This window comes from Chitinophaga sp. (genome assembly GCF_039596135.1).
Classification (GTDB): domain Bacteria; phylum Bacteroidota; class Bacteroidia; order Chitinophagales; family Chitinophagaceae; genus Chitinophaga.
Genome location: NZ_JBCNKH010000002.1, coordinates 252,345 through 278,437, shown reverse-complemented (window position 1 = coordinate 278,437; position 26,093 = coordinate 252,345). Strand labels below are relative to the sequence as shown.

At 45.9% G+C, this 26,093-nt stretch carries 15 protein-coding genes; 5 read left to right on the top strand and 10 right to left on the bottom strand.

Features of this window, described 5'->3' with window-relative positions:
* Positions 1-44: 44 nt before the first annotated feature.
* The 6 genes from ABDW16_RS03090 to ABDW16_RS03065 form a co-directional block, all read right to left on the bottom strand.
* A complete protein-coding gene (locus ABDW16_RS03090; RefSeq protein ID WP_343667651.1) occupies positions 45-1,646 on the bottom strand; it encodes a glycosyl hydrolase family 18 protein in 1,602 nt (533 codons plus the stop codon).
* A 27-nt stretch (positions 1,647-1,673) separates the two neighbouring features.
* Positions 1,674-3,476: a carbohydrate-binding protein gene (locus ABDW16_RS03085; protein ID WP_343667650.1), complete on the bottom strand. Its 1,803-nt coding sequence runs from the start codon at positions 3,474-3,476 to the stop codon at positions 1,674-1,676.
* Positions 3,477-3,746: 270 nt separating this feature from the next.
* On the bottom strand, positions 3,747-7,856 hold the full coding sequence (locus tag ABDW16_RS03080) for a glycosyl hydrolase family 18 protein (protein WP_343667649.1): 4,110 nt from the start codon (positions 7,854-7,856) through the stop codon (positions 3,747-3,749).
* A gap of 441 nt (positions 7,857-8,297) precedes the next feature.
* Positions 8,298-10,538, bottom strand: coding sequence for an OmpA family protein (locus tag ABDW16_RS03075; protein ID WP_343667648.1), 2,241 nt, complete (start codon positions 10,536-10,538; stop codon positions 8,298-8,300).
* A gap of 57 nt (positions 10,539-10,595) precedes the next feature.
* Positions 10,596-11,606 (bottom strand): type IX secretion system membrane protein PorP/SprF, encoded by a 1,011-nt coding sequence (locus ABDW16_RS03070; protein WP_343667647.1) that lies wholly within the window; start codon positions 11,604-11,606, stop codon positions 10,596-10,598.
* A gap of 31 nt (positions 11,607-11,637) precedes the next feature.
* The gene (locus ABDW16_RS03065; RefSeq protein WP_343667646.1) at positions 11,638-13,371 is read right to left on the bottom strand and encodes a gliding motility-associated C-terminal domain-containing protein; all 1,734 of its coding nucleotides are present in this window, start codon (positions 13,369-13,371) and stop codon (positions 11,638-11,640) included.
* Between the two features lie 1,347 nt (positions 13,372-14,718).
* Between ABDW16_RS03065 and ABDW16_RS03060 the strand changes: the two genes are divergently transcribed.
* A complete protein-coding gene (locus tag ABDW16_RS03060) occupies positions 14,719-15,384 on the top strand; it encodes a response regulator transcription factor (protein WP_343667645.1) in 666 nt (221 codons plus the stop codon).
* Positions 15,385-15,531: 147 nt separating this feature from the next.
* On the top strand, positions 15,532-17,637 hold the full coding sequence (locus ABDW16_RS03055; protein WP_343667644.1) for a prolyl oligopeptidase family serine peptidase: 2,106 nt from the start codon (positions 15,532-15,534) through the stop codon (positions 17,635-17,637).
* 89 nt (positions 17,638-17,726) lie between these two features.
* On the opposite strand, the gene ABDW16_RS03050 is transcribed toward ABDW16_RS03055, so the two are convergent.
* The 4 genes from ABDW16_RS03050 to ABDW16_RS03035 form a co-directional block, all read right to left on the bottom strand.
* Positions 17,727-18,167 (bottom strand): carboxymuconolactone decarboxylase family protein, encoded by a 441-nt coding sequence (locus tag ABDW16_RS03050; protein WP_343667643.1) that lies wholly within the window; start codon positions 18,165-18,167, stop codon positions 17,727-17,729.
* Positions 18,168-18,232: 65 nt separating this feature from the next.
* Entirely contained in the window at positions 18,233-18,802 is a 570-nt protein-coding gene (locus ABDW16_RS03045; protein WP_343667642.1) for a Crp/Fnr family transcriptional regulator, read from the bottom strand.
* Positions 18,803-18,921: 119 nt separating this feature from the next.
* Entirely contained in the window at positions 18,922-20,445 is a 1,524-nt protein-coding gene (locus tag ABDW16_RS03040; protein ID WP_343667641.1) for a carboxypeptidase, read from the bottom strand.
* A gap of 125 nt (positions 20,446-20,570) precedes the next feature.
* Entirely contained in the window at positions 20,571-22,787 is a 2,217-nt protein-coding gene (locus ABDW16_RS03035) for a DUF5703 domain-containing protein (protein WP_343667640.1), read from the bottom strand.
* A 146-nt stretch (positions 22,788-22,933) separates the two neighbouring features.
* Between ABDW16_RS03035 and ABDW16_RS03030 the strand changes: the two genes are divergently transcribed.
* Genes ABDW16_RS03030 through ABDW16_RS03020 form a run of 3 tightly spaced genes read left to right on the top strand, consistent with a single transcriptional unit; the run spans position 22,934 to position 26,049 of the window.
* Positions 22,934-23,365, top strand: a complete 432-nt coding sequence (locus ABDW16_RS03030; protein WP_343667639.1) for an Rrf2 family transcriptional regulator — start codon at positions 22,934-22,936, stop codon at positions 23,363-23,365.
* Between the two features lie 41 nt (positions 23,366-23,406).
* Entirely contained in the window at positions 23,407-23,769 is a 363-nt protein-coding gene (locus ABDW16_RS03025; protein ID WP_343667638.1) for a group III truncated hemoglobin, read from the top strand.
* 33 nt (positions 23,770-23,802) lie between these two features.
* Positions 23,803-26,049, top strand: a complete 2,247-nt coding sequence (locus ABDW16_RS03020; RefSeq protein WP_343667637.1) for a nitric-oxide reductase large subunit — start codon at positions 23,803-23,805, stop codon at positions 26,047-26,049.
* The last annotated feature ends 44 nt before the right edge of the window (positions 26,050-26,093 follow it).

Genomic DNA, 26,093 nt, shown 5'->3' with positions numbered 1-26,093 from the left:
TTTGGTTTTAAATGGTTAATAAAAATTGATATGGCGTGCTAAGACTATTGCTTTACAAACTTCTGTGTGATTCGTTTTTCACCTTTTGTATAGATCAACAGGTATGTACCTGCTGGTAATCCAGCTACCGCGATCTGCTGTACCCCACTCTGTACGTTTAATACCTGCTTGCCATTCAGGTCGTAAACAGTGAGGTAACCGCCTGGTTGGGTGTATTCTCCCTTCAGGTGCAGATCGGTTGCTACAGGATTAGGGTATATAATCACGCTGCCCTCATGCGTATCAGCAGCGGTTATGGTAGTAGTTGGGGCTGCTGACTTAGCGGCAGATGATACTTTGGTAATTTTAATCCAGTTCAGGTTCCAGCCGCCGGATTGTGCATAAATGCCCAGTGCATAAGTACCTGCTGTTACACTCACGGTGTGAGAGATGGTCGTCCATGTCTGCCATCCACCCGTTACCGGTACATTTAAATATCCCAGTACAATAGAACCTGCATTCAGATCGAGGGATAACTGTCCGCCAGTACTTTCGCTGGCTACACGGTATTCCACTTTATATGTGCCGGTAGTAGGGAAGTTGATATTTGCATACGCCATCCAATCGCCTGTATCGATGTAGCCTACATTCAGACCACCATCTGTATCAGTAGTCGTTTCTGTTTGCACACCTGACATAGAAGTATAGTTCTCTGCCTGGATCAGTGTGGAAGTGCCGCCACCTGTACCTCCCTGCAATACGCCCAGTTCAGTATTGATAGCTGATACCAGTGAATAGGTACCTGTAGCATCGCCGGAGAGTTCCCATATCATGATACCACCACCTGAATTATAAGCCAGATCAGTTTTAGCTTTGATGGTAGTAATACCATTGTAACCTACACCACTGTATGTATCGCTATATGGGTCAGCACCCCTGGCAATCAGTGCTGCGTAAGTTTCCCAGGAAGGACGTCCGTAAAATGGTACACCCAGTATCGCTTTACCCGCTGCCAGTCCCCTACCCTTCCAGTAAGTGATAGCCTGTGATGCATAGGAATATGTAGAGTGGTCATAGTTATTGTAATCGTATGCCATGATGTTCAGGAAATCTACCTGTGAGAATACACTGCTCAGGATACTCTCACCACCAGTACCTACTACAGCAGCAGTGAGCAGTTTACCCTGGTTGTGCAGGGCGGTAGACAGCTGTGTCATGAGCGATACATAATTGTTGGCAGAAGCACCTGCATCCGGATATTCCCAGTCTATATCCACACCATCCAGGCCATACTGACTCACGAAACTGAGCAGGTTATTCACGAATGTAGTACGGTAACTACTGTTGGCTGCAATAGATTCAAAACCGCTGTCATCTCCATTATTCCATCCACCTACAGCAATCAGTACTTTTTTTCCGTTCGCATGCGCGAGAGAGACCAGGCTGGAAAGCTTGGAGGGGTTTTCAATGGATTGCAAACCACCAGTAGCGGTAGGAAGCAGGAAGGCATAGTTGATGTGGGTCAGTTTGCTATACTGTATAGCATTTACATCACCAGACCATGAAGGCATATATCCCACCACTTTGAACTGCGAGAATGCCTGTGAGGAAGAAATAAGGGTTGCAATGCTGAGGAATGCAGCCCTTATCCATTTGTTTGTTTGCATATGGTTTATTTTGAGGGAGTGAAAAAATTAATGTTTGATAAACTGGCGGGTGATACGATTACCACCTTTGATGACTACCAGTGTATACGTTCCGGGTATCAACCGGGATATATTTATTGTATTAGAACTTGGTTTTAAATTGATTACCTGGTTACCTTTTACATCGTAGATCTGTATCAAAGCGCCTGCCAGGTCAACATTGGTCTTTAATTCATTTTGTGCAGGATTCGGGTATATACTAAAGGTAGTTGGCGTGATGGTTTTTGAAGCGGCCACTCTTGCTGTGGATACCGGTGTAATACTCCACCAGTTCAGGTTCCAGCCGCCGGATTGGGCATAGATGCCAAAGGCATATGTACCTGCCGTGATATTCACAGTCTGTGATACAGTTTGCCAGGTTTGCCAGCCACCCGTTACCGGAATTGCCTGATACCCCAGCACAGTAGCACCTGCATTCAGATCCAGCGATAACTGACCACCGGTTGATTCACTCGCTACGCGATAATCTATACGATAAGTACCGGTTGCCGGAATATTGATATTGGAATACGCCAGCCAGTCGCCGGTATCAATATAACCTACATTCAACCCACCATCCACATCCGTAGTACTTTCCGTTTGAATACCTGACATAGAGCTGTAGCTTTCTGCCTGAATCTTTGTAGTGGAAGCAGATGTAACAGTGGATACTTTGAGAGAGCTGACAATGTCATTAAAGCTGTTATTCACCAAACAGGAATTATTGGCATTTACCAGCAATGAACTGCCACCATAATTATCATCGGCGTATACCGTAGTCTGATATCCGCCGGCCACCTGTATAGAAGAGATATCGTCATTCAGGATACCATGCGATCTCAGTTGTGCGAGTGTATAATTACCTGTCGGCAGGCTAATTCCTAGCCCACTATAATTACAATCCCTGTAAAAAGTAGCCGCGGCTGTATTCAGACTCCCCCCGCCAAACACATTGTTCACAGCAGCTGCATAACTGGCTGTGGAACTGGAATTGTCAATATCGTCGTACAACCAGATAAAACCACCACCCAGTTTACTGCTGCAACTGCTTTTCCATGAATTCAATGTACTGGTCACCTGTGAGGTAGACTTTTCTGAATCCCACAAACCTGCATAAATAGGAATAGAGCCAAAGCTCCAGCTGCTACTGCAGGGGCTATTTCCAGCACCACCTGAATAGCACTGCAGGTCTACACGGGTCACAGTGCCAGCCAGCTGATTGTTGGTATTTGTAGCTACGCTGGTCCAGTAACTGCTATTCGTATAAGGAACCAATGTTACCTTATAACCCAGGTTGCCCAACATCACTGCCAGGGCTGTAGAAGAACTTACATCATACGTACTTTCATCATCAAAGGCAATGGCATCTACAGCAGGAATAGCATTCTTCAATGCCTGGAAGTTTTTGTACAGGATACTCGTACTACCGGTACCCTGTGCAGCAATCAGGTTTTTAATATTCGCAAATGTGCCGGAGCCCCATGCACTGATACAAAACTCAACCCTGTTAATAGAAGTCGGTGCTGACTTCAGCAGGGCAATATCATTTGCAAAATTAGGATAGGTGCTTGCACCCACATAAGATCCATTTTGCACTAACGGGAATTCAGCATTGAAATTAAAGTTGCCACTGGCATCGATATGTATGGTCCATACCACTACATATGTAAAACCTGATTTTCTGAGTTCACTGATGGAGTAGCTTCTGTTTTTATATACAGGTCCACCAGCATAAATACCTGATTGGGCAAAGAGCGCGGTATGACTCAATAGTGCTATAATCAGCAGTACGATACAGTTCTTAGCATTCATAAAGAATGATTTTAGCCTGTTAATAAATGTGGATTAACGTGGAAAAAATGAAGAATAAAATGGTAGGAGTGTAAAGATTCAATTCATGCAGGTTCATTTTTTAAAGGGTGAATAAAAAGCCGCATCGGAGACCGCCCCGCTTTGAGGGCGGTTCCTGCGGTGAGGGAAAAGTAAAAAATCTGACTGCGGTAGTTTTTCAAATTAGAATTAGGAACTACGGGCCTTTTTAATCACCCGTAGTTCCTAAAAGGATAGATGGAGCTTGTCCAATTACATTTTAATCACCTTCGCAGCACCATTGCGACCGGTTTTCGCATTGGATGTTTTCAGAATCCATGTACCCTGAGGTAAACGGCTTACATCCAGTGTAATCACCTGTGCACCTTTGGCGCCGGCTACATATTCTTTTCTGATCACAGGAGTGCTACCGTTGATGCTCCACAGTTCTACCCAGATCTTTTCACCAGCAGCAGCGGTTAGGCTTACCTGCAGGTTGTTGCCCGTAACAGGGTTAGGGAACACCAGGATCTGATCTTTGGCAGTTGTTTCAGCAGCAACTACAGTTGTATTAGCAGTTCTTGCGGCAGAAGCGGTACAAGCACCCAGTGGCTGCCACCAGTAGTCAGCAGTACCAGGCGTTACATTGTACAGGCCATTTGCAAGGCTTACGTACAGGTAACCATTGTATACCACTTTATCACCAGCGTTGTACACAGCAGGATAAGGCTGGTAAGTAGCCACACCTGCACAGTTGCCAGTGCTGGTAGAACCGTTTACGGTGATGCTTACAGCAGCACTGGTAGTAGTGTTACCACTGTTGTCTGTAGCTTTTGCTGTCAGGGAATAAGTACCTGCAGCTACGCTGGTCCAGCTGTAAGTGTAAGGTGAAGTAGTCACAGTACCCAGCAGTGTGGAACCATTATAGAAGGCTACGCTCGCGATAGTGCCATCAGCATCAGATGCAGCAGCTGTGATAGATACAGTAGCAGGAGCAGTGTAAGAAGCACCTGCAGATGGAGAAGAGATGCTTACAGTTGGTGCAGAGCCGGTACCGGTTCCACCACCGGAACAATCACCTGTATATGTCCAAACCTGGCTCTCGCCGGAATGGGTATCAGGTTGTTCTCCCTGTGTCCACCATTTAGCAGTATAGATCTTACTGTTATAAACCACCTTGGTGCCACCAGTATAGATACCGGTAGCAGTCCAGGCAGCGATACCGTCGCAAGTACCGCCACCTGTGCTACTTGTTACTACAATTGCAACAGCGGCAGAAGTTGTCACGGCGCCGGCGTTGTCTGTCGCCTTAGCTGTGAGTGAATAGCTGCCTGCTGCTACACTACTCCATGTATAGGTATAGGGACTGGTAGTAGATGTACCCAACAATGTAGAACCGTTGTAGAATTCTACCTTGGCAATAGAACCATCAGCATCAGTAGCCGTAGCCGTGATAGTCACAGAAGCTGGTGCTGTAAATGAAGCATTGGCAGCTGGTGAAGTGATGCTCACGGATGGAGACTGATTGCCACCGGTAGTACCAAAGAAGAATGGATAATAGTTGCTGGCGAATTCTTTGTTATTCACCGCATCCCAGTTGATAGACCAGGTCATGATACCACGCAGACCGGAATAACCAGCGCTGTTACGTAAGGTATATGTACCACCATAGGACTGACCCTTTACTAAATAATTCAAGGCATTCAATACCTGCGCAGGGGCAGTGTATCCGCTACCTGCTGCACCCGGAGCCGCTGGCAGACCAAAGGCTACCTGGTCAGGACGCAATGCAGGGAATGTAAGGCTGGTACCGGAAACAGGGAAACCTGTCAGCAGCATTTCTGTCATAGATACAATAAAGTCAGCTGTAGCAGAGCTGTATACTTTATTATCCAGGGCAGTTACTGAACCAGTGTTGTACAGCTGTGGCTGAATCCATGACAGTTGATCTTTCAGACCATAAATAATAGGCAGGTAAGCACCTACCAGTGGAGAATAAGTAGCACCGTAAGCAGTCTGTACATAATATGTTTCAGGCGCCATGGTCAGCAGGCAGTTTTTACCCTGTGCTGTACGGTAAGAGATGATTTCTTTACATGCAGCGATCAGGTTAACTACTTTGGCAGTAGTAGGCGCCGTAAAGTTCTTATCTCCGTTATCCAGCTGGAGGGAAGTACCACCTTCAATATCCAGGTCGAAACCATCGAAGTTGTAGTTGTCCAGCACCGCTTTCATGCTGGTGATGAAGCTGGCTTTTGCTGTAGCAGAAGTGAGCAGCAGGGTACCGTTTTCACCGCCGATAGACAGTAAAACCTTTCTGCCCTGTGCCTGTAAAGTAGCAATGTCAGATTTGATTTCAGCTTCGGAAGTAAGACTGGCATCAGGTGTGAAGCTTACTGTAGCGTAGTCACTACCTGTAGTAGCAAATGCCACTTCAATGACATTATATCTTGAATCCACATCTTTCAGACGAATGTAAGGTGCAGATGCCAGGTTCCAGTCGTGCCAGTAACCCACCAGTACTTTACCGGAAGTATTGTCTGAAGTAGAAGATTTAACGGTTACAGCTACCGCGGTAGAAGTGGTAGTAGCGCCAGCATTGTCGGTAGCAACGGCAGTGATGGAGTAGCTACCTGCACTTACATTGCTCCAGGTATAAGTATATGGAGCAGCAGTAACAGTGCCGAGCAGTGTGGCACCATTGTAGAATGCCACTTTGCTTACAGAACCATCAGCATCAGCAGCAGTTGCTGTGATAGTGATAGCACCACCGGCAGTGTAAGAAGCGCCACCTGCAGGAGAGGAAATGCTCACTGTAGGTGACTGGTTGGTAGTACCTGTACCATTTGCAAATACAGCATTCAGCTTATTTACCAGCGGAGAGGTAGTAGCAGGGCAGTAGATCAGTTTACCTTTTGCAGTCGTGCTGCTGGTCATGTTCAGCATATCGCCAAATACCTGCCATACAATCACACCTGCCAGACCATTGTCATTGATGTATTGAGCTTTGAGGCCAATAGACTTTTCGTTGTCATAGCTAAGGAAGTAGTTACCTTTCGTCATGTAAGGCACCTTCGCATTGTCATCCCAGTGGTCAGTCCAACCAGAGCCGGAGCCGGTTTGCTGCAGGATGTAGCTATAGTTTGGTGTACCATCCCACAGGTTCAGCGCCCAGTTGGTATAGTCAGCACAGGTAGAGATAGGCCCATCCGGCTGTACGGTTTCAGCCCGTTTGGTAGTAGCGCCATTCAGCGCTGCTGTGCCGGTACATACTACACCACGGCCATAGAAGGGCGCACCGATGTTTACTTTAGACATGTTCACACCCAGTGCTTTCACACCTTTTACAGTCGCATCGATAGAGAATCCGGAATATTCAGCACCTGGATAATCGTACAGGGGCGCATTGTGCCCTGCGATGTTTGACCAGCCACCATTATAGTCGTAGGTCATCAGGTTGAAGTAGTCCATAGATTTGTTCAGGCGGGTCCAGTCAAAACCTGAAAGTTTGGAGGGAACAGCAGAAAAAGCAGCGGTAATCAGTTTGCTGGTACCGATAGCAGCTCTCACCGCTTCTACAAGGGTAGCGAAGTTTGCATAGTCAGCCTGGCTGTAGTTTTCGATATTCATACCTGCTCCGTTTGGATATTCCCAGTCGAAGTCGATACCATCAAAACCCATATTGATCAGGTCTACGCAATTAGCTACAAATCTGGCACGCATAGTGGCGTCGGCGGCGGTAGAAGGATAGTGTTTACACATACTCCAGCCACCGATAGAGGCCATCACTTTGATACCTTTCTGGTGACAGAGGTCGATCAGACCTGGTGCGCCACCCTGTTTAGGCACGCTTAACGGGAAACTACCAGATTTACCGGTGTTTACGTTAGTCCAGCCGCTGCCTGAGTTACGATACCCCAGTGAGTAGGCATAGCTGCCATCTGAAATATAATAAATAGGAGCGTCCAGTTCTCCTTTGAGGAGGTACAGGTCCCAGCTACTGTAAATATCTTCATTTATCAGTGCGGCTGGTTCCTGAACGGCGCCTACCTGGTAAATGTTTTTGTTGCGGAAATCGCCGCTGTGGAGGGAACCATCTTTGGCTACGCCAAAAAAGGAGAAGTTGAGGATGGTGTACTGGGAATAGTCCACGTTCAGCTGGTTGTAGCCACCTTTGGGAACGATACCCGATACTTCTTTCCAGGCATCCCACTGGGTGATATACCCTATCACCTGTTTTTTGTGGTTTGCTGTGGTAGCGGTTACTGAAGGGCTTACCTGGGCCCTGGCCTTACCGAGGCCGGTTAGTAGCAGAAGGAAAAGAATTGCATGTCTTGCATAGGTGCATAGCCATGCATCACGAAAGGTAAAGTTTACTTTCATTATCGCTGGATTTTTGTAGACGATATGGATAGGACTGCGCCGCTCACATTATCTACCCTGCTCGCTGTCTGGTGGGAGGGATCCACTCAGGCTGAAATGGCAGTAGCGGGTATAGGCACACGTCTGACTCTCTGACGGTTATGCTTTATTGTAATTACAGGGCCGGGTTTTCAAGGTTTTTGGGAGCTGTAATTGTAGGCCAATAAAGCCGGTGTTTCACAGAATAGAAAAATTGTTTTTAATAATGATACCGGGTTAGGCAGATGAAGCGGTCTGCTTTGGCCTGATATATTATCTTCTTTTAATGAATATGGTTATAAAGTCACTATATAGGAGTCGGGTGATAGGGAAAATGGTACTATCGGGTACTTATATTTTTTTTAAAAAGAAAAAATCCCGGTCGGCAGGCGCTGACCGGGATTTCTCTCCTTTATTTCTATCTTAATTCTTACGAATGATCTTCAACATGGTACGTCTGGCGAACTTATATTGTTCTTCCGTACAATTTGCTCCTCCTTTACAAGGATCGTTCGGATCTTTACCAATGTTTTCATAATACAACCTGCTGCTGGCCACACCTTTCTTAATCAGGTAATCGATCACTGCATAGCATCTCATTGCAGACAAGTCTTTATTATAAGCATCAGAACCACGGCTATCTGTATAAGAGGTGATCTTCAGTTTCCAGTTAGGGAACTGGTTCAGCACTACTGCTACCCTATCCAGCATATCTCTTGACTTAGTAGTCAGGATCGCACTGTTGTAATCGTAGAAGAACATCAGTTTTTCCAGCTTATCGATAATCGCATTATCCATTTCGCTGAATGGCTGCTCTTCTACATAATCTGACTTTGGTTCAGGAGCTGGTTCCTTCACAGGTTCTGCAACTGGTACTACCGGTTCAGGCTTAGGTTCAGGCAGTGTCGCTTTCGGCTCGGGTCTTACCGGGCGTTTCGGCGTTGATTGTTTGGTAGCCGGCTTTTTCGTTTCCGGTTTCTTCACCTCTTCCACAACCACTGGTGCCACCGGTTCTGGTGTTGGTGTACTAGCTGTTGGTGTTGGTTCTGTATATGGAACAGTTACCTGTTGCATCGGACTGGTCACCACTGGTTCTTCCTGCTTAGCCGGAGCTGCTGGTGTTGGTACCGGCGGCGTTGGTACAGGAAGTGCAGGCACTACAGGCAATGCAGGTACTGATTTCTCTTTATCTCCTCTATGATGTTTGGAAGTTTTCTCCTCTTTAGGTTTAGGTGTATCCTTCGGTTTTACATCTTCCGTTTTTTTTACAGGATCCGCAGCTGCCATCATTACCGGTGTGGTATCTATTGCAGCTGGTGGCGCCTGGTAAGGTTGCATACCGCCATCACCATTAAAGCGTTCAGCAAAGTGAGTATCCATGAAGCGGTAGATATCATCACTTCCACCACCACCAGGACGGTTAGAGGCAAAGTAACCTTCATACATATTCGCTATCATAATGAAACCCAGGTCATCTCCACCGGAGTTAAACGGCCAGCGCAGGTTCTGCAGCTTGGTCCAGTTACTGCCGGTACCGGTGGCACGGTAAATATCGAAACCGCCCATGCCCGGATGTCCTTTACTGGAAAAGTAAAGCATACCCGCTTCGTTGTAAGTAGGGAATGCTTCGTCAAATGGTGTATTAATAATAGGGCCACAGTTCTTAGGCTTGCCCCATTTACCATTCTTTTGTTTTTCACTATACCAGATATCCATTCCACCCACACTACCTTTTCTGTCAGAAGTGAAATACATCAGCTGACCATCACGGCTCAGGGCCACGTGACCAGAAGAAAAACCTGGTGCATTGATTTCTTTCAGCGGTTCCAGCGGCGCCCAGGAGTCACCTGTTTTGTAAGACCAGAACACGATCATTACGCGCTCACCGTTTACAGGGCCACGCTTTGTCTTGTTCGCAATATCCTGCTGCCAGGAGTTCAGTGTTACGTAGACAGTATCCTCTCTTGGATTAAAACATACAGGGCCAACGTGGTAAGGTATCTTGCCCAGCAGCTCTGGTAATATCTCTTCAACATAGGTATTGGCAACACCCTGTGCATACTGCTTAAAGAGGTATGCTTTAAAATAGGGTTGCCCTGTGCGCGTATCAATCTGTGGTGTTTTTTCCGGAGCATTGGAAATTGCCATTTTCCGGTAACCGTTTGATACGAGCAAAAGCCCCTGCCTGGTTACTCCGCTTACATAGTCGGAGCCGGAGGAGCTCAATTCTTTAATATCTTCCATCGCCATGTCTACACGATCCGCTTTCCACATAATGGCGCTATCACATCCTGCGCTCATTACATTTTTCAGGCGTACGCTATCTGGCTTGGTAGTAACAAATTTTGCTATCTGTACTTTTGCCTGCTCATATTTCTGCAGGTTCTTTAGTGTCTCTCCATATAACAGATGTACAACGTTAGGACAGTTAGGTAAGGCATCAAGCTTTTTGAACCAGTTAGCGGCTTCCTCGTAGTAGCCGACTTCCCGGTAACACATTGCTATTTTTTGCAGCAGCTCGACATTTGACTTATTACGGTTTTTGTTTGCCAGTTTCGAATATAAGGAGCCGGCTGTGGCAAATTCCTGCCTGTCGTAAGCATCGTCAGCCAATTCACGCACACTCTTAGATTCCTGTCCAAAGAGTGTGACAGGGACGACCAAAAGTGTGCATAATAAAATTGCGTAACAACGTAGCATATTAATTCGATGATCTTAAGATTAAAAATACCGGGGATTGGAAGTACTATATTGCTTAGAATTAAATAGAATGCCGATTGAAATTTCATGGCTGCCGCTTTGCATACCAGCCAGTTTATTTAAAGTCATATCATAGGAATAGCCGATGCGGTATTTGCTCGTAATGTAGTACTCTAATATAGCACTTGCAGCATTGGAAGATTCTACCGGTGTAGCGGAAGAAATCGCTTTGTTTGTAAATACGCCTACGTTAGTTCTGTAAGATCCCCCGATCCACAACAGATTATCAATGTACATCATCAGGTTCAGGTCTAAACCTGCAGGACCTGCAAAGTCACTCTTAAACATCACAGAAGGTTTCAGTGATACCTGTTCTGACAGGCTGTACATATAGCCCGCAGTCAGGTAAATAGATTGTCTTCTGCGAATACTTTCATATGTATATCCTCTCCATTTATAACCACTGGCGGTAAATTTAGAAAAGAGGTCCAGTGCAGATACACCGAAATAGAAGGTAGGAGAATAATAGTAGACACCTACACGTGCATCGGGAGTTGTTTCCTTTGCACTACCATCAGGAATGATACGGTCACCTGAATCCAGGTACTCGAGTGCAGTACCATCCAGGCCATACTGGGTAGCACCCACACCGATACCGAAGCAGATGCGTTTGGTATCTTCATCATCCAGGCGAATGCGGTAAGAATAAGATCCATAGATGGAGATAGCGCTCTGTGGCCCCAGTTTATCCATCATGGCCTGAACACCCAAACCCACGTTTGCATCTCTGTTTGGACGTTTCAACGGACCATCCAGTGATACCATTCCTGTTTTAGGTGCACCAGGATAACCACTCCACTGATCGCGGTAAGTTGCATTCAGGTACATTACATCTTTGTAACCGGCATACGCAGGGTTGACGGACAGGCCGTTAAAGATATACTGGCTGAACTGAACACTTTGTTGTGCCTTGGCGCCTGCTCCCAGACAAAGTAATAATACTACAGTAAACCAATTTTTTCTTGTGTACATATTTGCACTTTTAGAAATACAGTTCATTCAATTATCTAATAATCATGACCCAACCCTTGTAAGTTGTGTATTGATCGGGATTGGTCCCGGTATGTAATTCAATTTTATAATAATAGGTCCCTTCTGCCAATCCTGTTCCTTTCCAGTCGTTCTGATAGTTATTTGAGTAGTAGATCTGCGCACCCCAACGGTTGAAGATATACAGCTTGGAGTTCTGGTACTCATCCAGGTTTCTGATATAGAAGTAGTCATTCTTACCATCCCCATTTGGCGTTACCACATTACTTACAAACAGACCCGGCTTACCACCCTGAACACTGATACTTGTAACTGTTTTACCGTCACAACCACTCTCGTTCGGGTCACAGTTCATCGTATTTTTGATGGTATCACCGTTGTTTACGGTAGCAGTACTTGTAATCGCCTGATAGGATGTCAGATCTTCATAAGCTGTTACTGTATAGCGCACGGTACTGATGGCGCCGGCTACCAGGTTACTTACTGTCCAGTACACTGTTTGTACATCAGTATTCAATGGGTGGGTAGCACCATCATAACCCTGTGTATAGTCAGTACCTGTTGGCACCACTACGTTGATCTGTACAGTTGGAATAGTAACACTACCGGTATTGCGTGTATATATATAATATGTCAGTACATCGCTGGAGCTTACATAGTTGTTACCATTTTCATTCAGTACGATCATCCATGTATCGAAACTGGATGATTTGGAAACACTGATGGAAGTAGAAACACCCGCGTTGGAAGCAGAATTCGGGTTGCTGGCATCACCTGTAGCGGCAGGATAAGTTGCTATTTTTCCCTTACCATTGCCATTGTCTACATAAGCAGTGTTGGTAATGGCAGAGGCACCGGTGAGGTCAGTAGACACTTTTACACGGTATGCCCTGGTCACATCTGCACTACCTACAGGCAAACTTGGAATGGTCCAGGTAACCAGGCCATTAGCATCAGCAGTAACGGAGTTATCTCCATCCACAAAAATGGTATAAGCAGGTACATATGCATAGATGACCAGGTTAGTCAGGTCTACAGTACCCTTGTTACGGATGTGAACTGTATAAGTAAGTACGTCGCCTGCGGTCACGGTACCTGCAGAACTGGAGGAAGAAACACTGAGCCATGCAATGGAGTTGGCTCCATTATCTACAGGTGTAGAGAGTGCTGGCCAGGAAGTATAAGTACCCCCCTGGGTGGCCGGAGTTGGCAACAGCCCATTTCCATCACCCGCATCTACATAGGCAGTATTTTTAATGTACGCAACCCCGCTCAGGTTGGAACCTACTGTCACCGTCAGGTTTACAAAGGCAGTAGCCCCTGCTGCGATACTGGGGATTGTCCAGGTAATCTTGCCATTAGCATCTGGTGTTACACTGTAGGTAGCACCATAAAAAGAGGTATTGGCAGGCAGGGTATCTACTACAGTCACATTGGTGATGGCAGTAGCACCATTGTTCTGTACATAAATAGAATAAGTAATTGTGTTACCACTGGCGTAGGAACCATCTGCTCCTGTTGGGGAACCATTGGCGGTTATCCAGGTGGAAACAGTACCTGCTGTGGGGCGACCGCTATGGATAGCTACATTAGTAGCGCTGGCTGGAATCCAGGCCAGACCTGCAATAAGCAGGATCAGGGCCAGACAATAATCTGAGATCTTTTTGGCGCCAGTGTGAATCAGGCCTACTCGCTGCTGCCTTGAAAACGGCAGGGTGAAACGAGCGGAATTGTAATGTTTGCGCATAGGCATAGGATTACTATAAACTAGTGGTAAGTTTCGAATATTTGTCCCAATGATTTGCTCAGTTATATGAACCTACGTTGCTCCCTCTCCTTATTATATATATAATGTACCCGCACAGGTCTGAGGCGGTAAGATGGCCCCCTCAGCAACTCGTTCAGAGCGGTCCAGATCTGATATAATGCAGCGTTTATCATTGGTTATGGTTTTTTGACTATAAATTCCCGATTGTCAAGGATATAGTTAATTCGAATATAAAAATATCTATATTTATTGATAAAACAATATTTTTTAGAAAATTAATACCCTATAAATACCCTCATTTGCTTATTATAAATCAAACTATTACAAATTTATTCACTCCTCATACCTGGTTGATTCCGTTCCAAATTCAGATCTACATTTACAATTAATGAGTAGTACTCACCATCCTCTTTTACCCCGATAAGTACTCCCGGTAAAGGATTGATGGAAATTTTAATATGTTGCACACTATGGTTTTTCGGATAGCCATAAGAGTAAGTCCGATTCAGTTTTGGGGTCGGGTTTATACAAAAAATGCCGGGTTAGGAAATGCGTACAATGTGGATAACTTTTTTTTAAGCGATGGTCTATAAAAGAGGAACATTTTTTAATATGATGCTATTTTAACATGTTTTTATAATTACAGATCATCTGCTGAGAACTTTAAAAATTAGTATATTTACTAATACATTTGTGACCCGCTTATTAGGTAATGATCTGGTTTATAAGCAAATGGTTCTATTTCTGTACCGTGGATAATAGCTATGCTCCTATAGCTACAAGAAAATGAGGAAGGTTACATATAAAATAAGGCCTGGCGTACTTACGTTAGACCAGGCCAGTGAGTGGTTATAAGGATATTGGTGTGCTTATTTTGATAGCCCGGCAAAGATGGCAAATCAAGCTGGAAGCGGGATTTCTTTTCATTTTTGCGTCGTTTAAATGAGTATCAGCACATCTATTTTTGAGTACTAGCGCTTATTTTACTGGTATACGATAGTATTCCTTGAAGCCACACCCGTTATTTCATACATATTTACGCAGTAGAAAGACCACTCCCATATCTTTTTTGAAAGAAACCTGACTATATCAACTGATGGAGGCAGATCCCGACAGGCTCTAAAAAGTCCGTTTGTATCTGTATATCACCTGAGGTAAAACTTAATATTAACCAAGTAAAAGATGTACACGATTACACCGTTTTTTTCGGGCGTTATGCGCTATCAAGACTCAGTTCCTGTCCCCATTTATTTACCCAGGCATGAGCAGGCAATACTTTGACGTTGCGCCTGTTAAATTTTTCATACCTGTATATCAACTTTTCTAATGAACACTGCAGTCTATAAAATATTACTTGTAGATGAAGACCAGGTATTTGTAAGACAAACGCGGCAGTTACTTGTATCACAATCATATGACACATACACAGCCGCGTCAGAGGAAGAAGGGATCATCATCTGTCAACAACATCAACCGGACCTTATCATTTGTGGAGCCCACTTACGCGGTACCGGGGGACACCATTTTATTATGGCCCTCAGAAATGATCCGGCTTATGATCACATCCCGCTCATATTCATCAGCTTGCGGGACAACCGACAGGAGATGCGTATGGCCATGAACCTTGGCGCCGACGACTACCTGGCCAGACCATTCAGAAAACGGGACCTGCTCCTCAGCATCCGCTCCCGCCTGGGTCGCTTCGCTAAATTTAATCATGTCAGACCTCCTGAAGAAACCAGTGCCGTTTCCCTCGCTGATCCCAATACTGCACAACAAACCTTGTATCACAGACTAGGTAAGGCAGAAAGCAGAATTATAAAAATGATCGCTGAAGGTAAAAGCACCAGGCAAATGGCAGAAGAACTGGGCGTGTCTATCCGCACAATCGAGAATCATCGCTACAGAATTGCCGGCAAACTAGGCGTTTCCGGCCGTAACGCACTCACCGAATTCGTGATCCGGAACATTATCCAGCAACAAAAACCTTAATTCCACTGTAACTGGTTTTGCTAAATCATTGCAGGTCCAACTAAACATCGCTGATGTGTCATGCTTCAGCGATGTTTAGCTGCTTTTTTTAAAAATTGACATTATCTTAGCCCCACCACCATCCCACCATTGTAAACCAGATAATGCATGCGCAAACCATCTTTACTAACAGCTTTTTATTTATGCTTCGCATCCATGGCCTATGGCCAACATTACACCATGGAAGCCGTAACCGCCTACCCTTTCCCTTCTGAACTCACCGCTTCGGCTCAGGGTGCTAAAGTGGCATGGGCTGTGAATGAACAGGGAAAAAGAAATGTATATGTGGCCGTCGGCCCCGACTTTTCTCCCCGTAAACTCAGTAACTATACCCGGGATGACGGACAGGAAATCACCAGCCTCTCCATATCTGACAATGGTAAATGGGTCGTATATACCCGTGGCGGTGATCATAGCGGCAGAGACGGTTTCAACGCCGTCAACCCTGCACAGGATCCCATACCTCCCAAAACAGAAATCTGGTCCGTTCCCTTTGATGGCGGCCCTGCCAAAGTATTGTCTGAAGGCGACTATCCTGCCCTGTCACCACACAGCGACAGTGTAGCCTTTGTAAAAGGTGGTCTCGTGCATATCGTGCCCGTCGATGGCTCTTCACCTGCCCATGTTTTATTCAGTATCAAAGGCACCAGCAGTTCTCTGGAATGGTCTCCCGATGGCAGCAAACTCGCTTTTGTATCTGATCGCAATGGTCATAGTTTTATTGGTGTGTATTCAAATGCCACTACTCCTATACAGTGGATCTCACCCGGATTTGCGCAGGATAATTCTCCCCGATGGTCGCCGGATGGACAGCAGATTGCCTTTGTCCGTACACCCGGTACCGGCGGTGCAACCGACTCTATCCTGCCCCGTCGTCATAAACCATGGGAAATAAGAACTGCCAATATCAGTGACGGCACATCTGCATTACTGTGGAAAGCACCCACCACATTAAGTGGTTCTATTCCTACTACAGATGGAGCTACCAACCTGCACTGGGCCGCGAACAACCGCGTGACCTTCCTTTCTTATCATGACGGATGGCCACATCTCTATTCTATTCCAGGTACCGGTGGTACGCCGCTATTACTCACGCCCGGCAACTTTATGTGTGAACAGATCTCACTGACTGCCGATAAAAAATGGCTGGTGTTCAGTGCGAACAATGGCACCTCTCCACAGGATATAGACAGGCGCCACATTGGCCGTGTACCTGTTGATAAAGCAACCATGGAAATGCTCACCAGCGGTGATGGAATTGAAACCTATCCTGTGGTAACAGGCGATGGCCAATCCGTGATCCTATTTACCTCCAATGCACAGCAGCCCCTGCTCACGGCGAAAATGCCTTTCGGAAAAGGGAAACCTGTACTGACAGGAGCCGCTTTGCTGCCTGCCAATTTTCCATCTGCAAAACTGGTGACACCTACACAGGTGATCTTCAAAGCCCCGGATGGTACCCCCATACATGCACAATTATATCAACCCACAGGTGGTGCTGCAAAGAAGCCGGCTATTGTATATGTACATGGTGGACCTCAACGCCAGATGGTGTTAGGCTGGCACTGGATGGATTATTATTCTATTGATTATGCTTTAAACCAATACCTGGTAGATAACGGTTTTATTGTACTGGCTATCAATTACAGGCTGGGCATCGGCTATGGCTATGAGTTCCATAAGCCTGCCAGTGCAGGGGTTTTAGGTGCTTCAGAATACCAGGATGTGAAAGCAGCCGGGGAATGGCTGGCAGCACAATCGCAGGTAGATCCAAAACGAATAGGTATCTATGGTGGTTCTTATGGTGGTTTTCTCACTGCCCATGCATTGGGCCGGGATTCTAAATTATTTGCAGCTGGTGTAGATATTCATGGGGTACATAACCGGATGCAGTTTTCCACACCTCCTACTGCTACCCCGGCACCAGATGCCGATACTGCGGAAAAAGTGGCCTGGCTGTCATCCCCTGTGGCACATGTAGATACATGGACTTCACCTGTATTGTTGATTCATGCAGATGATGACAGGAATGTAAACTTCAACCAAAGCATTGATCTCATTAACCGGTTAGAACAAAAAGGTGTTCATTATGAAACCCTGAGTATTCCAGATGATACACATCACTGGATGAAATACAGCAATGAACTCAAGGTCAATAAGGCTGCTGCTGAATTCTTAATAAAGCAACTCAACTCAGCGACCTCAGTCCAATAATCCCTCTATCAGCAACCTCCGGTCGCTGAGAGATGGCCTCCGCAACCTATGCCATTCTGCCGAAGGCAGAATGGCATAGGTTGCCATAACTACAACGCCGGTTGCATATTCGTCGATATCCCAATCCTATTCCAACTATTAATCACTATCGTCGCCATTATCACCTGCGCAATCGTCTGCTCATCCAGCACCTTCGCTGCCGCTGCATACGTCTCATCCTTCACATGCCCCTTACTAATCTCTGTCACCTCCTCTACCAGCGCCAATATCGCCCTTTCCTCCGCTGTAAAAAAAGGCGTCTCCCGCCATGCAGACAATGTATAAATCCGCTGCTCTGTCTCTCCCAGTTTCCGCGCATCTTTTGTATGCATATCCAGGCAATATGCACAACCATTAATCTGTGAAGCCCTTATCTTAATCAATTCACGTTGAATAGGGGTCAACTTCGTACCATGTACATATTTCTCAAAAGCCATCATTACCTTATAAGCTTCGGGTTCTACTTTACCGAGGTCAATTCTGTTTTGCATGTCAATTTGTTTTTGTTGTTGACACAAAGTTGGGGTAGAACTGCCCTTGAAAATCTTGAACTAGTTCAAGATTTCTTAGCCCTGATTTTACTTAGAAACTCTGCACTGAAACCCAGGTAAGAAGCTAACATATATTGTGGAACACGCTGTATAAACTCCGGGAACAAACTATTGAAATGATTATACCTTTCTTCGCCACTCGTGGTAAAAATATACTTGATCCGCATCATGGAAGCAGCATACGATCGCTGTAATACCAGCCTGAAATACCGCTCCATTTTGGGTACTTTCTGAAATAATTCTTCTTCCATCTCCTTATCCAATACCAGCAATTCAGTAGGCTCTACAGCCTGTATAAAAAACTCCGAAGGCTGTCGCCTTTCCAGGCTGTCATAATCCGTCATCCACCAGTTTTCCAGCGCAAAATGCGTAATCTGCTCCGCATCGTTTTCGCCGATAATATACTGCCGCAACAGTCCCTTTATCACAAAATATCTCCCCGTACAGATCTTTCCCTGTTTGAGCAAATGTGTTTTCTTGCTCACTTCTTCATATCTCATGCAGGATAACAACAGCTCCTGTTCTTCGCTGTTTAATTCTACAAAGCGTTGTACATGTTGTAGCAGTCTTTCCATAACGGTCTAAAAAAAAGAGGTTGCCTCAAAAGTAATCTCGTTTATTCGACATCTCGTTCCATCAGGTACCCGAATATAACCAGGTAAAACTTACTCCTGAGACAACCTCTTGTAAAAATTTATTCGTATTTCGCAGGCGTTCCCTTTGCAGGCGTCGCCTCTTTAATAAACGTCCTGAGGTTCTCTGTAGCTGTAGCCAGATCATCCTTGCGCAGGTACATCATATGCCCACTTCTGTACCCTTCCCATTTGATACGGTTTTTCAGCTTACCACCAGGGTCCAGTTGCCAGATGCTATACTTCGCATTGAAATAATCACATGCCCCATCATAGTAACCTGACTGTACCAGCAGGTGCAGGAAAGGATTCTGTGCAATGGCCTGACGCAGGTTTTCACCAGTTTTATTATTCTGATTATCCCATGGCCATACCTGTCCGAACATGTTATACTTCAGGTCCGTTTTGTATTCCAGTTCATCACGCAGGTAAATATGGATAGCAGGTGTAAAAGCCTGTAACCACGCCGTTAGTTCCGCATTGTAATCAGGCCTGCTGCCGCCGTTTTGCTTATCCAGACCTTTGTACCTTGAATCCAGGCGGCCAATGGTATACCCCTGGTCACGCAACAGTTCTTTCCAGAATAAGTTATAGGAAACAATGAGGTTATTTTCCAGGAACACCTGTGCAGATAGGCCACTGTAGCGGCTCATACGCTGTGCCAATGCCTTGCGCTGTGCATCGTCCAGGGAACCGCCTCTTGAAATAGCAGGTACCAGTTCGTTGATAGTAAAGTTTTCAACTTCTGGCAATACGTCGTTCAGGTCTTTGGACTGCAGGTCGGCAGGGAGTTTTTTGTGATACCAGGCAGTTGCTGCATAGTAAGGCAGACTCAATGCCTGATCCAGCGGACCACTACGCTCTATGCCCAAATCAGTGGGAGAAACGAGGATCACCCCATTCAGGTACATCCATTGTTCATCCTGCAGTTCCAGTGCTAAACCAGATACACGGGTGGTACCATAGCTTTCGCCAATCAGGAATTTTGGAGAAGCCCAACGGCCCTTGCGGGTCACGAAGGTATTGATCCACTCTGCAAGATATTTGATGTCTGCATTCACGCCATAAAAGCGGGAACCGGGAACGTCTTTGCTCACAGGACGGGAGTAGCCTGTATTCACAGGGTCTACGTATACGATATCTGCCACATCCAGGATGGAATTCGGATTGTCGCGCATACCGAATGGCTGTACAGGATATCCTTCGTCATCAATGTTGAGGAGGCGTGGACCGGTATAACCGATTTCCATCCAGACAGAAGGCGTACCAGGACCACCATTGAAGGAGATGACCAGTGGCCGGTTAGATTTATCCTTGATATCTTCCCTTTCGTAATAAGTGTAAAACACACCTGCCAGTGGGCGGCCATCTTCATCCCAGATTGGCATACTGCCAGCTGTAGCGGAGTAAGGTACCCGCTGTCCTTTGATAGTGACTTCATGATGGGTCACTATAGCAGAATCAATTTTCAGTATCCGGCTGGGTGATACCGGTGCATCGTTTTTAAAAGACTCTTTATTCTGTGCTTTTAACTGGCCGAGTATAGCGCCTGACAGCGCCAGTGAGAGACAAAGGATTTTGGTCATAATTCAGGTTTAGAGAGTGTAAAGATAAAAAGTTTTAGCCCTTGGCTATTACCTTCCATCCATTAGATTATATATACCGGTGGAAATGCCGGCCGGTTTGCATAGCTCGATCCGGGAAAACTAAATCATATCCCACCCCGGTTGGGGTAAATCACATCTTTCTCCCTTGCCGCAGGAGTGACTTTTAAAGAAATGACTTTCCCTCCTTTCACTACCGCCTCCACCGTAGTTTGATAAGGTGCATGTAATTTGAAAGACACATCCCACTCCTTTGGCCATGCGGGTAATAAATAGATCTTCCTGTCATCTGTCTGGAGCAGCATTTCCTGTACCCCGATCATGGCAGATCCGCCCCAGTTATGATCTGGTGTCCAGTCAAAACCCGGTCCCCAGAATGTAGGAAAGCGATGTGGACCATCTTTGAATTTCAGTAAACTCAATTTTGCCGCATCGGCTGTCAGGCCCAATCTGGCAGCGAAGATGGAATACTGTTTCCAGCCTATATAATCCCATTCTGTTACTGACTGTGGATCGTATTTATAAGTATTGATGGCCGTATCCAGTCCGGGTTTGCCAATGCCGTATATGCCCCAGGGGAATACAGGATAGAGTTGCGGCGTTTCCCTGTTCTGAATTCTTTCCCATTTCTCTGCAGGTAGAATAGTGGTATGTCCTTCATATTCACCTAAGGGAATGGGGGGCAGATGTGCCAGCATTGTATCCCATTTGGGAGCAGGTGCAACTGATTTCAGTCTTTGCAGAATCGTTTGCATCGCTGCAATCACCGTAGTGGAATTATAAGTTATCTTATAGGTCTCTGCAGCAGAAGTAGGATAAAAAATATAATGCCCCTGCACGTCGAATTTATGATAATGTGCATCATAAAAAGACAGGCAACTATCCATAAAAGGTAAATACTTTTGTATGCTTACACCATCATACCGCTGCTCTTCCAGCATCATCAGGCAAAATTCAAACACGGTTTCCCATTCATATTCTAACCATTTGTTATACTCTACACCGGGGTCAGTGCCTGCAGGCCGTTTAGGCTGATACTCTGTTACATTTGGCAAACCAAAATTTTCTATCTGTTCTGTAAAGCAGGCCCCGCCATGGTTCCAGTATACCCAGCTACGTAGAGATGCATTGTGCAACATGCGTAGATAAAAATCAAATTGTCCTTTTAACATTTCTCCATCTCCGTTTTTCAACATGGGGAAATATACCAGCCGCTGATTTTGTGCAGTCATTGTACCGCCGCCCCAGGCTCTAAAGTCAGGAGAAAAATGTTTACTGCTATCTACATAGCAAGGATCAAATGTAAATAATCCACCGTTGAATTTTGTAGGCCATTCGCCAAAGGCGTTGCATGCTAACTGGTAACGGAATAATTCATAATTACGGCTTATTGCACGTACAGCAGTATCTTTATTATTTATGTGAATATAACTGCGATTCCAGAATTGCTGCCACCATTCCCGGCTGCGCTGCCGTTGTGCCTGCGCTCCCTGCAATGCACGCTTTTTCTTTGATGCCTCTACTCCTCCCAATGCATCCAGGCCCCGCTGCCACTCTTCCAATGTTCCTGTCTGTGCTACATGCAACCCAATCGTGATCTCCTGCGCACGTACCGGCCTAACCGTCTTTATTTCCCAAGCACGATATTTTGTATCTGCATACTGACCCAAAGCATTTGCACCTGCTACCATTCCCTTCCCCACCATCACACCCCCAAATGTATTATGCCGGATAGGATTGTATAACTGATCTTTCACTGATGCCATCCCTTCCATCCTCACGGTATAATCAAAAATATCTTCCTTATCATCCCTGTTCCTGTGATAAAATACCACCCCATCCTGCCCAAAAGAAACCGAATCTTTATAAGTAGTAATGGGAAACGCCTGCAATACCTTGTAAGAATTCGCCCGGCATTCCACCGCATCTGTAATCAAATGATCCTCATATCTCCATGATTCATAAGCCGCACTCACCTGTACAGGTTGCCTACTTTCCATGCTCACATGCACAATAGGATGAAATACATCTACCCACAACACAATCTTCACCCCACCACCACTTACTATTACACTCCCATCCTGCAAATGCAATTCCTGCCGAAAATCCTTACTGTCAAAGGGGTGCCCTGAAACTCGTACCCGCACCCTGCCCAGCTTGAGCATGGCATTATTCTCATCAAATGTGCCGCTACGTGATAAATAAAACAACAGGTCTCCCTTCTCCACCCATACATTCAAACCAATATCTCCACCACCGCAGGGCATAGATTCGCCGGCATGCCGGCTTTGCGTGGTCCATACCAGCTGGGCATTGGTTTTCAAACAAAAAATCAATAAACAGGATAACAAAAATCTATATAACATGGAATTGATTGTAGATGATACACTTAAAAATACAGAATAAAGGGATTTCCTCCTCTCAATAAAATACTTTTTTGTCTTTTATTATTTCCCCCTATCTTTGCCCTATGTTCTCAAAAACCTGCGAATACGGCATCAGGGCAATGATCTATATTGCACAGCAGTCCAAAAACAACGTCAAAGTAGGCGTTAAGGACATTGCTGCCGGTATAAACTCCCCTGAATATTTCATCGCCAAAATCCTGCAGGAACTCACCAGAAAAGGCTTACTTCTCTCCTTCAAAGGCCCCACCGGCGGCTTTTACCTGGACGAAAAAGCCCTTCAATGCTCTATCGCCGATATCGTAAAAGCTATCGACGGCGACAAAATCTTCTCCGGCTGCGGACTCGGCCTGGATTACTGCTCAGAAACCAAGCCCTGCCCTATCCACCACGAGTTTAAAAAAATCAGAGAAGACATGTCCCGGATGCTCACCAATACCAAACTGGACGAGTTTCATGAAAAACTCGCCAAAGACATTGGGTTCCTGAAACGCTGACATTTTTTTTATACTAATAAAAGACAAAAAGGTATTAAATAATGCTAACCGATATAACAACCGAAGACGACATAAAACTAATGGTGCATACCTTTTATGCAAGAGTAAGAGAAGACAATACCATAGGTCCCATCTTTAACTCCCGCATCAAAGACTGGGATACACACCTGCAGAAACTATGTAACTTCTGGAGTACACTCCTGCTCTATACCAAAACGTATGAGGGCGATCCAATGAGTGTACACCGCGGAATGGCTATCGATACTGTGCATTTCAACGCCTGGCTCTCCATCTTCAACAGCACTGTAGATGAACTGTTTGCCGGCGAAACCGCGCAGGCAGCCAAAAACAGGGCACAAAAAATATCGGCCGTCATGCAACATGTAGTGGCCCGCCCGGCATAATACTAAATCTCTTCTTATCTAAATTCACTAAAAATGACCGTACGAAAACTATGGATAGGCCTTGCCATGGTCTTACTATCCAGTTTTGCCGTGTTAATTTACTTTGGCAAAGACATTTATCACCAACTACCTCCTATTCCGGATAAAGTAACTGACGAATCAGGTAATGTCCTCTTCACCGGCCAGGATATCCGCGACGGACAAAACGTATGGCAATCCATCGGCGGCCAGACAGTGGGCAGCATCTGGGGCCACGGTAGTTACATCGCTCCTGACTGGACTGCAGATTACCTGCACCGCGAATCAACCATCATGCTGCATGCACTCGCCACTGCTGATCAAAAAGACTATGCACAACAGCCTGACGATATACAGGCCATGTACCAGCAAAGACTCAAAAGCGTAATCCGCAAAAATACATTCGATGCCGCCACCAGCACCATCGTATTCGCACCTGCCAGAGTAGCCGCTTTCAACGAACTCTCCATTTACTATAGCAACCTGTTTATGCATGAAGGAGATCCGGCTTTTGCCAAACTCCGTGAACAATACGCCATCCCTGCAAATACCATTAAAGACCCTGAACGCATGCGCAAAATGAATGCATTCTTTGCATGGTCTACCTGGGTTTGTATTACTAAGCGCCCTGGCGGCACAGTGAGCTATACCAACAACTGGCCCGGAGATGAAACCGTTGGCAACGTTCCTTCTTCCTCCCTGCACCTCTGGTCAGGATTCAGCGTGTTACTGCTGCTAGCATGTACTGGTCTGCTTATCTTTTACCACGCACGCAATGCAGAAGAAACACCCACTACCCTACCTGCCGAAGATCCCTTACGCCATACCGTGATTACGCCGTCCATGAAGGCTACCTTAAAGTACTTCTGGATCGTGAGTGCACTGATCATCGTACAAATGCTGGCAGGTGTAATCACGGCACACTATGGCGTGGAAGGGAATGCATTCTATGGGTTACCGTTAGATAAATTCCTGCCTGCGTCTGTATCACGTAGCTGGCATGTACAACTGGCCATCTTCTGGATTGCAACTTCCTGGCTTGCTACCGGATTGTACATAGCACCTGCTGTATCCGGCCAGGAGCCTAAGTTCCAGCGCCTGGGTGTAAATGTCTTATTTGGTGCGTTACTGATTGTTGTAGTAGGTTCCCTGATCGGGCAATGGCTGGGCGTTATGCAGAAATTAGGATTGGTCGACAATTTCCTCTGGGGACATCAGGGTTATGAATATATAGAACTGGGAAGAATATGGCAAGTACTGTTGCTCGCAGGACTGGTGATCTGGTTGGTATTGATGCTGAGGGCACTGTTGCCTGCATTGCGGAAGAAAGATGAAAGCCGCCACCTGCTCACCCTTTTCGTCATTGCTTCTATTGCAATTGCTGTGTTCTATGCAGCCGGGTTGATGTATGGCAGGCAGACACACATGGCCATTGCTGAGTACTGGCGCTGGTGGGTAGTGCATCTGTGGGTGGAAGGTTTCTTTGAAGTATTCGCCACAGTGGTGGGGGCTTTCCTTTTCTGCAGACTGGGATTATTGCAAATCAAACATGCCACTACTGCGGTACTCTTCTCTACCATCATCTTCCTTTTTGGCGGTATCATTGGTACTTTCCATCACCTGTACTTCAGTGCTACGCCAATCTCCGTACTGGCACTGGGTGCAACCTTCAGTGCACTGGAAATAGTACCGCTGGTAGTAATTGGCTACGAAGCTTATCATAACTACACGCTGAGCAAGTCTACTCCATGGATCAAAGCCTATAAATGGCCGATCTATTGCCTGGTGGCCATGTGCTTCTGGAACTTCCTGGGTGCCGGTATCTTTGGTTTTGCCATCAACCCGCCTATCGCACTGTACTACATTCAGGGTCTGAATACCACTGCTGTACACGGTCACGCCGCATTGTTCGGGGTATATGGTATACTGGGTATTGGGCTCATGCTGTTCGTGCTGAGAGGCTTATATCCTGACAGGCAGTGGAATGATAAACTGCTGGGCTGGTCTTTCTGGCTCACTAATGTAGGTCTGCTTGTGATGGTGACGGTGAGTATGCTGCCAATGGGTATTCTGCAGGCGATCGCTTCTATTCAACATGGTTACTGGTACGCCAGATCTGCTGAGTTTATGCATACTGATACTATGCAGGCGCTCCGCTGGTTAAGAGTGCCAGGCGATATATTGCTGGCAGCGGGTGAATCCCTGTTGGTGATTTTTGTAATTGGATTAAAGACTGGCTGGTCTTTAAAAGAAGAGCGTTAAAAGATGCAATGCCTGCTGCAGGTTCTCCTGCGGCAGGCTCTTTT

Bases quoted from the DNA above. Each gene is read 5' to 3' on its own strand.
- ABDW16_RS03090 (WP_343667651.1), bottom strand. From the start codon at position 1,646: ATGCAAACAAACAAATGGATAAGGGCTGCATTCCTCAGCATTGCAACC.
- ABDW16_RS03085 (WP_343667650.1), bottom strand. From the start codon at position 3,476: ATGAATGCTAAGAACTGTATCGTACTGCTGATTATAGCACTATTGAGT.
- ABDW16_RS03080 (WP_343667649.1), bottom strand. From the start codon at position 7,856: ATGAAAGTAAACTTTACCTTTCGTGATGCATGGCTATGCACCTATGCA.
- ABDW16_RS03070 (WP_343667647.1), bottom strand. From the start codon at position 11,606: ATGTACACAAGAAAAAATTGGTTTACTGTAGTATTATTACTTTGTCTG.
- ABDW16_RS03065 (WP_343667646.1), bottom strand. From the start codon at position 13,371: ATGCGCAAACATTACAATTCCGCTCGTTTCACCCTGCCGTTTTCAAGG.
- ABDW16_RS03060 (WP_343667645.1), top strand. From the start codon at position 14,719: ATGAACACTGCAGTCTATAAAATATTACTTGTAGATGAAGACCAGGTA.
- ABDW16_RS03055 (WP_343667644.1), top strand. From the start codon at position 15,532: ATGCGCAAACCATCTTTACTAACAGCTTTTTATTTATGCTTCGCATCC.
- ABDW16_RS03050 (WP_343667643.1), bottom strand. From the start codon at position 18,167: ATGCAAAACAGAATTGACCTCGGTAAAGTAGAACCCGAAGCTTATAAG.
- ABDW16_RS03045 (WP_343667642.1), bottom strand. From the start codon at position 18,802: ATGGAAAGACTGCTACAACATGTACAACGCTTTGTAGAATTAAACAGC.
- ABDW16_RS03040 (WP_343667641.1), bottom strand. From the start codon at position 20,445: ATGACCAAAATCCTTTGTCTCTCACTGGCGCTGTCAGGCGCTATACTC.
- ABDW16_RS03030 (WP_343667639.1), top strand. From the start codon at position 22,934: ATGTTCTCAAAAACCTGCGAATACGGCATCAGGGCAATGATCTATATT.
- ABDW16_RS03025 (WP_343667638.1), top strand. From the start codon at position 23,407: ATGCTAACCGATATAACAACCGAAGACGACATAAAACTAATGGTGCAT.
- ABDW16_RS03020 (WP_343667637.1), top strand. From the start codon at position 23,803: ATGACCGTACGAAAACTATGGATAGGCCTTGCCATGGTCTTACTATCC.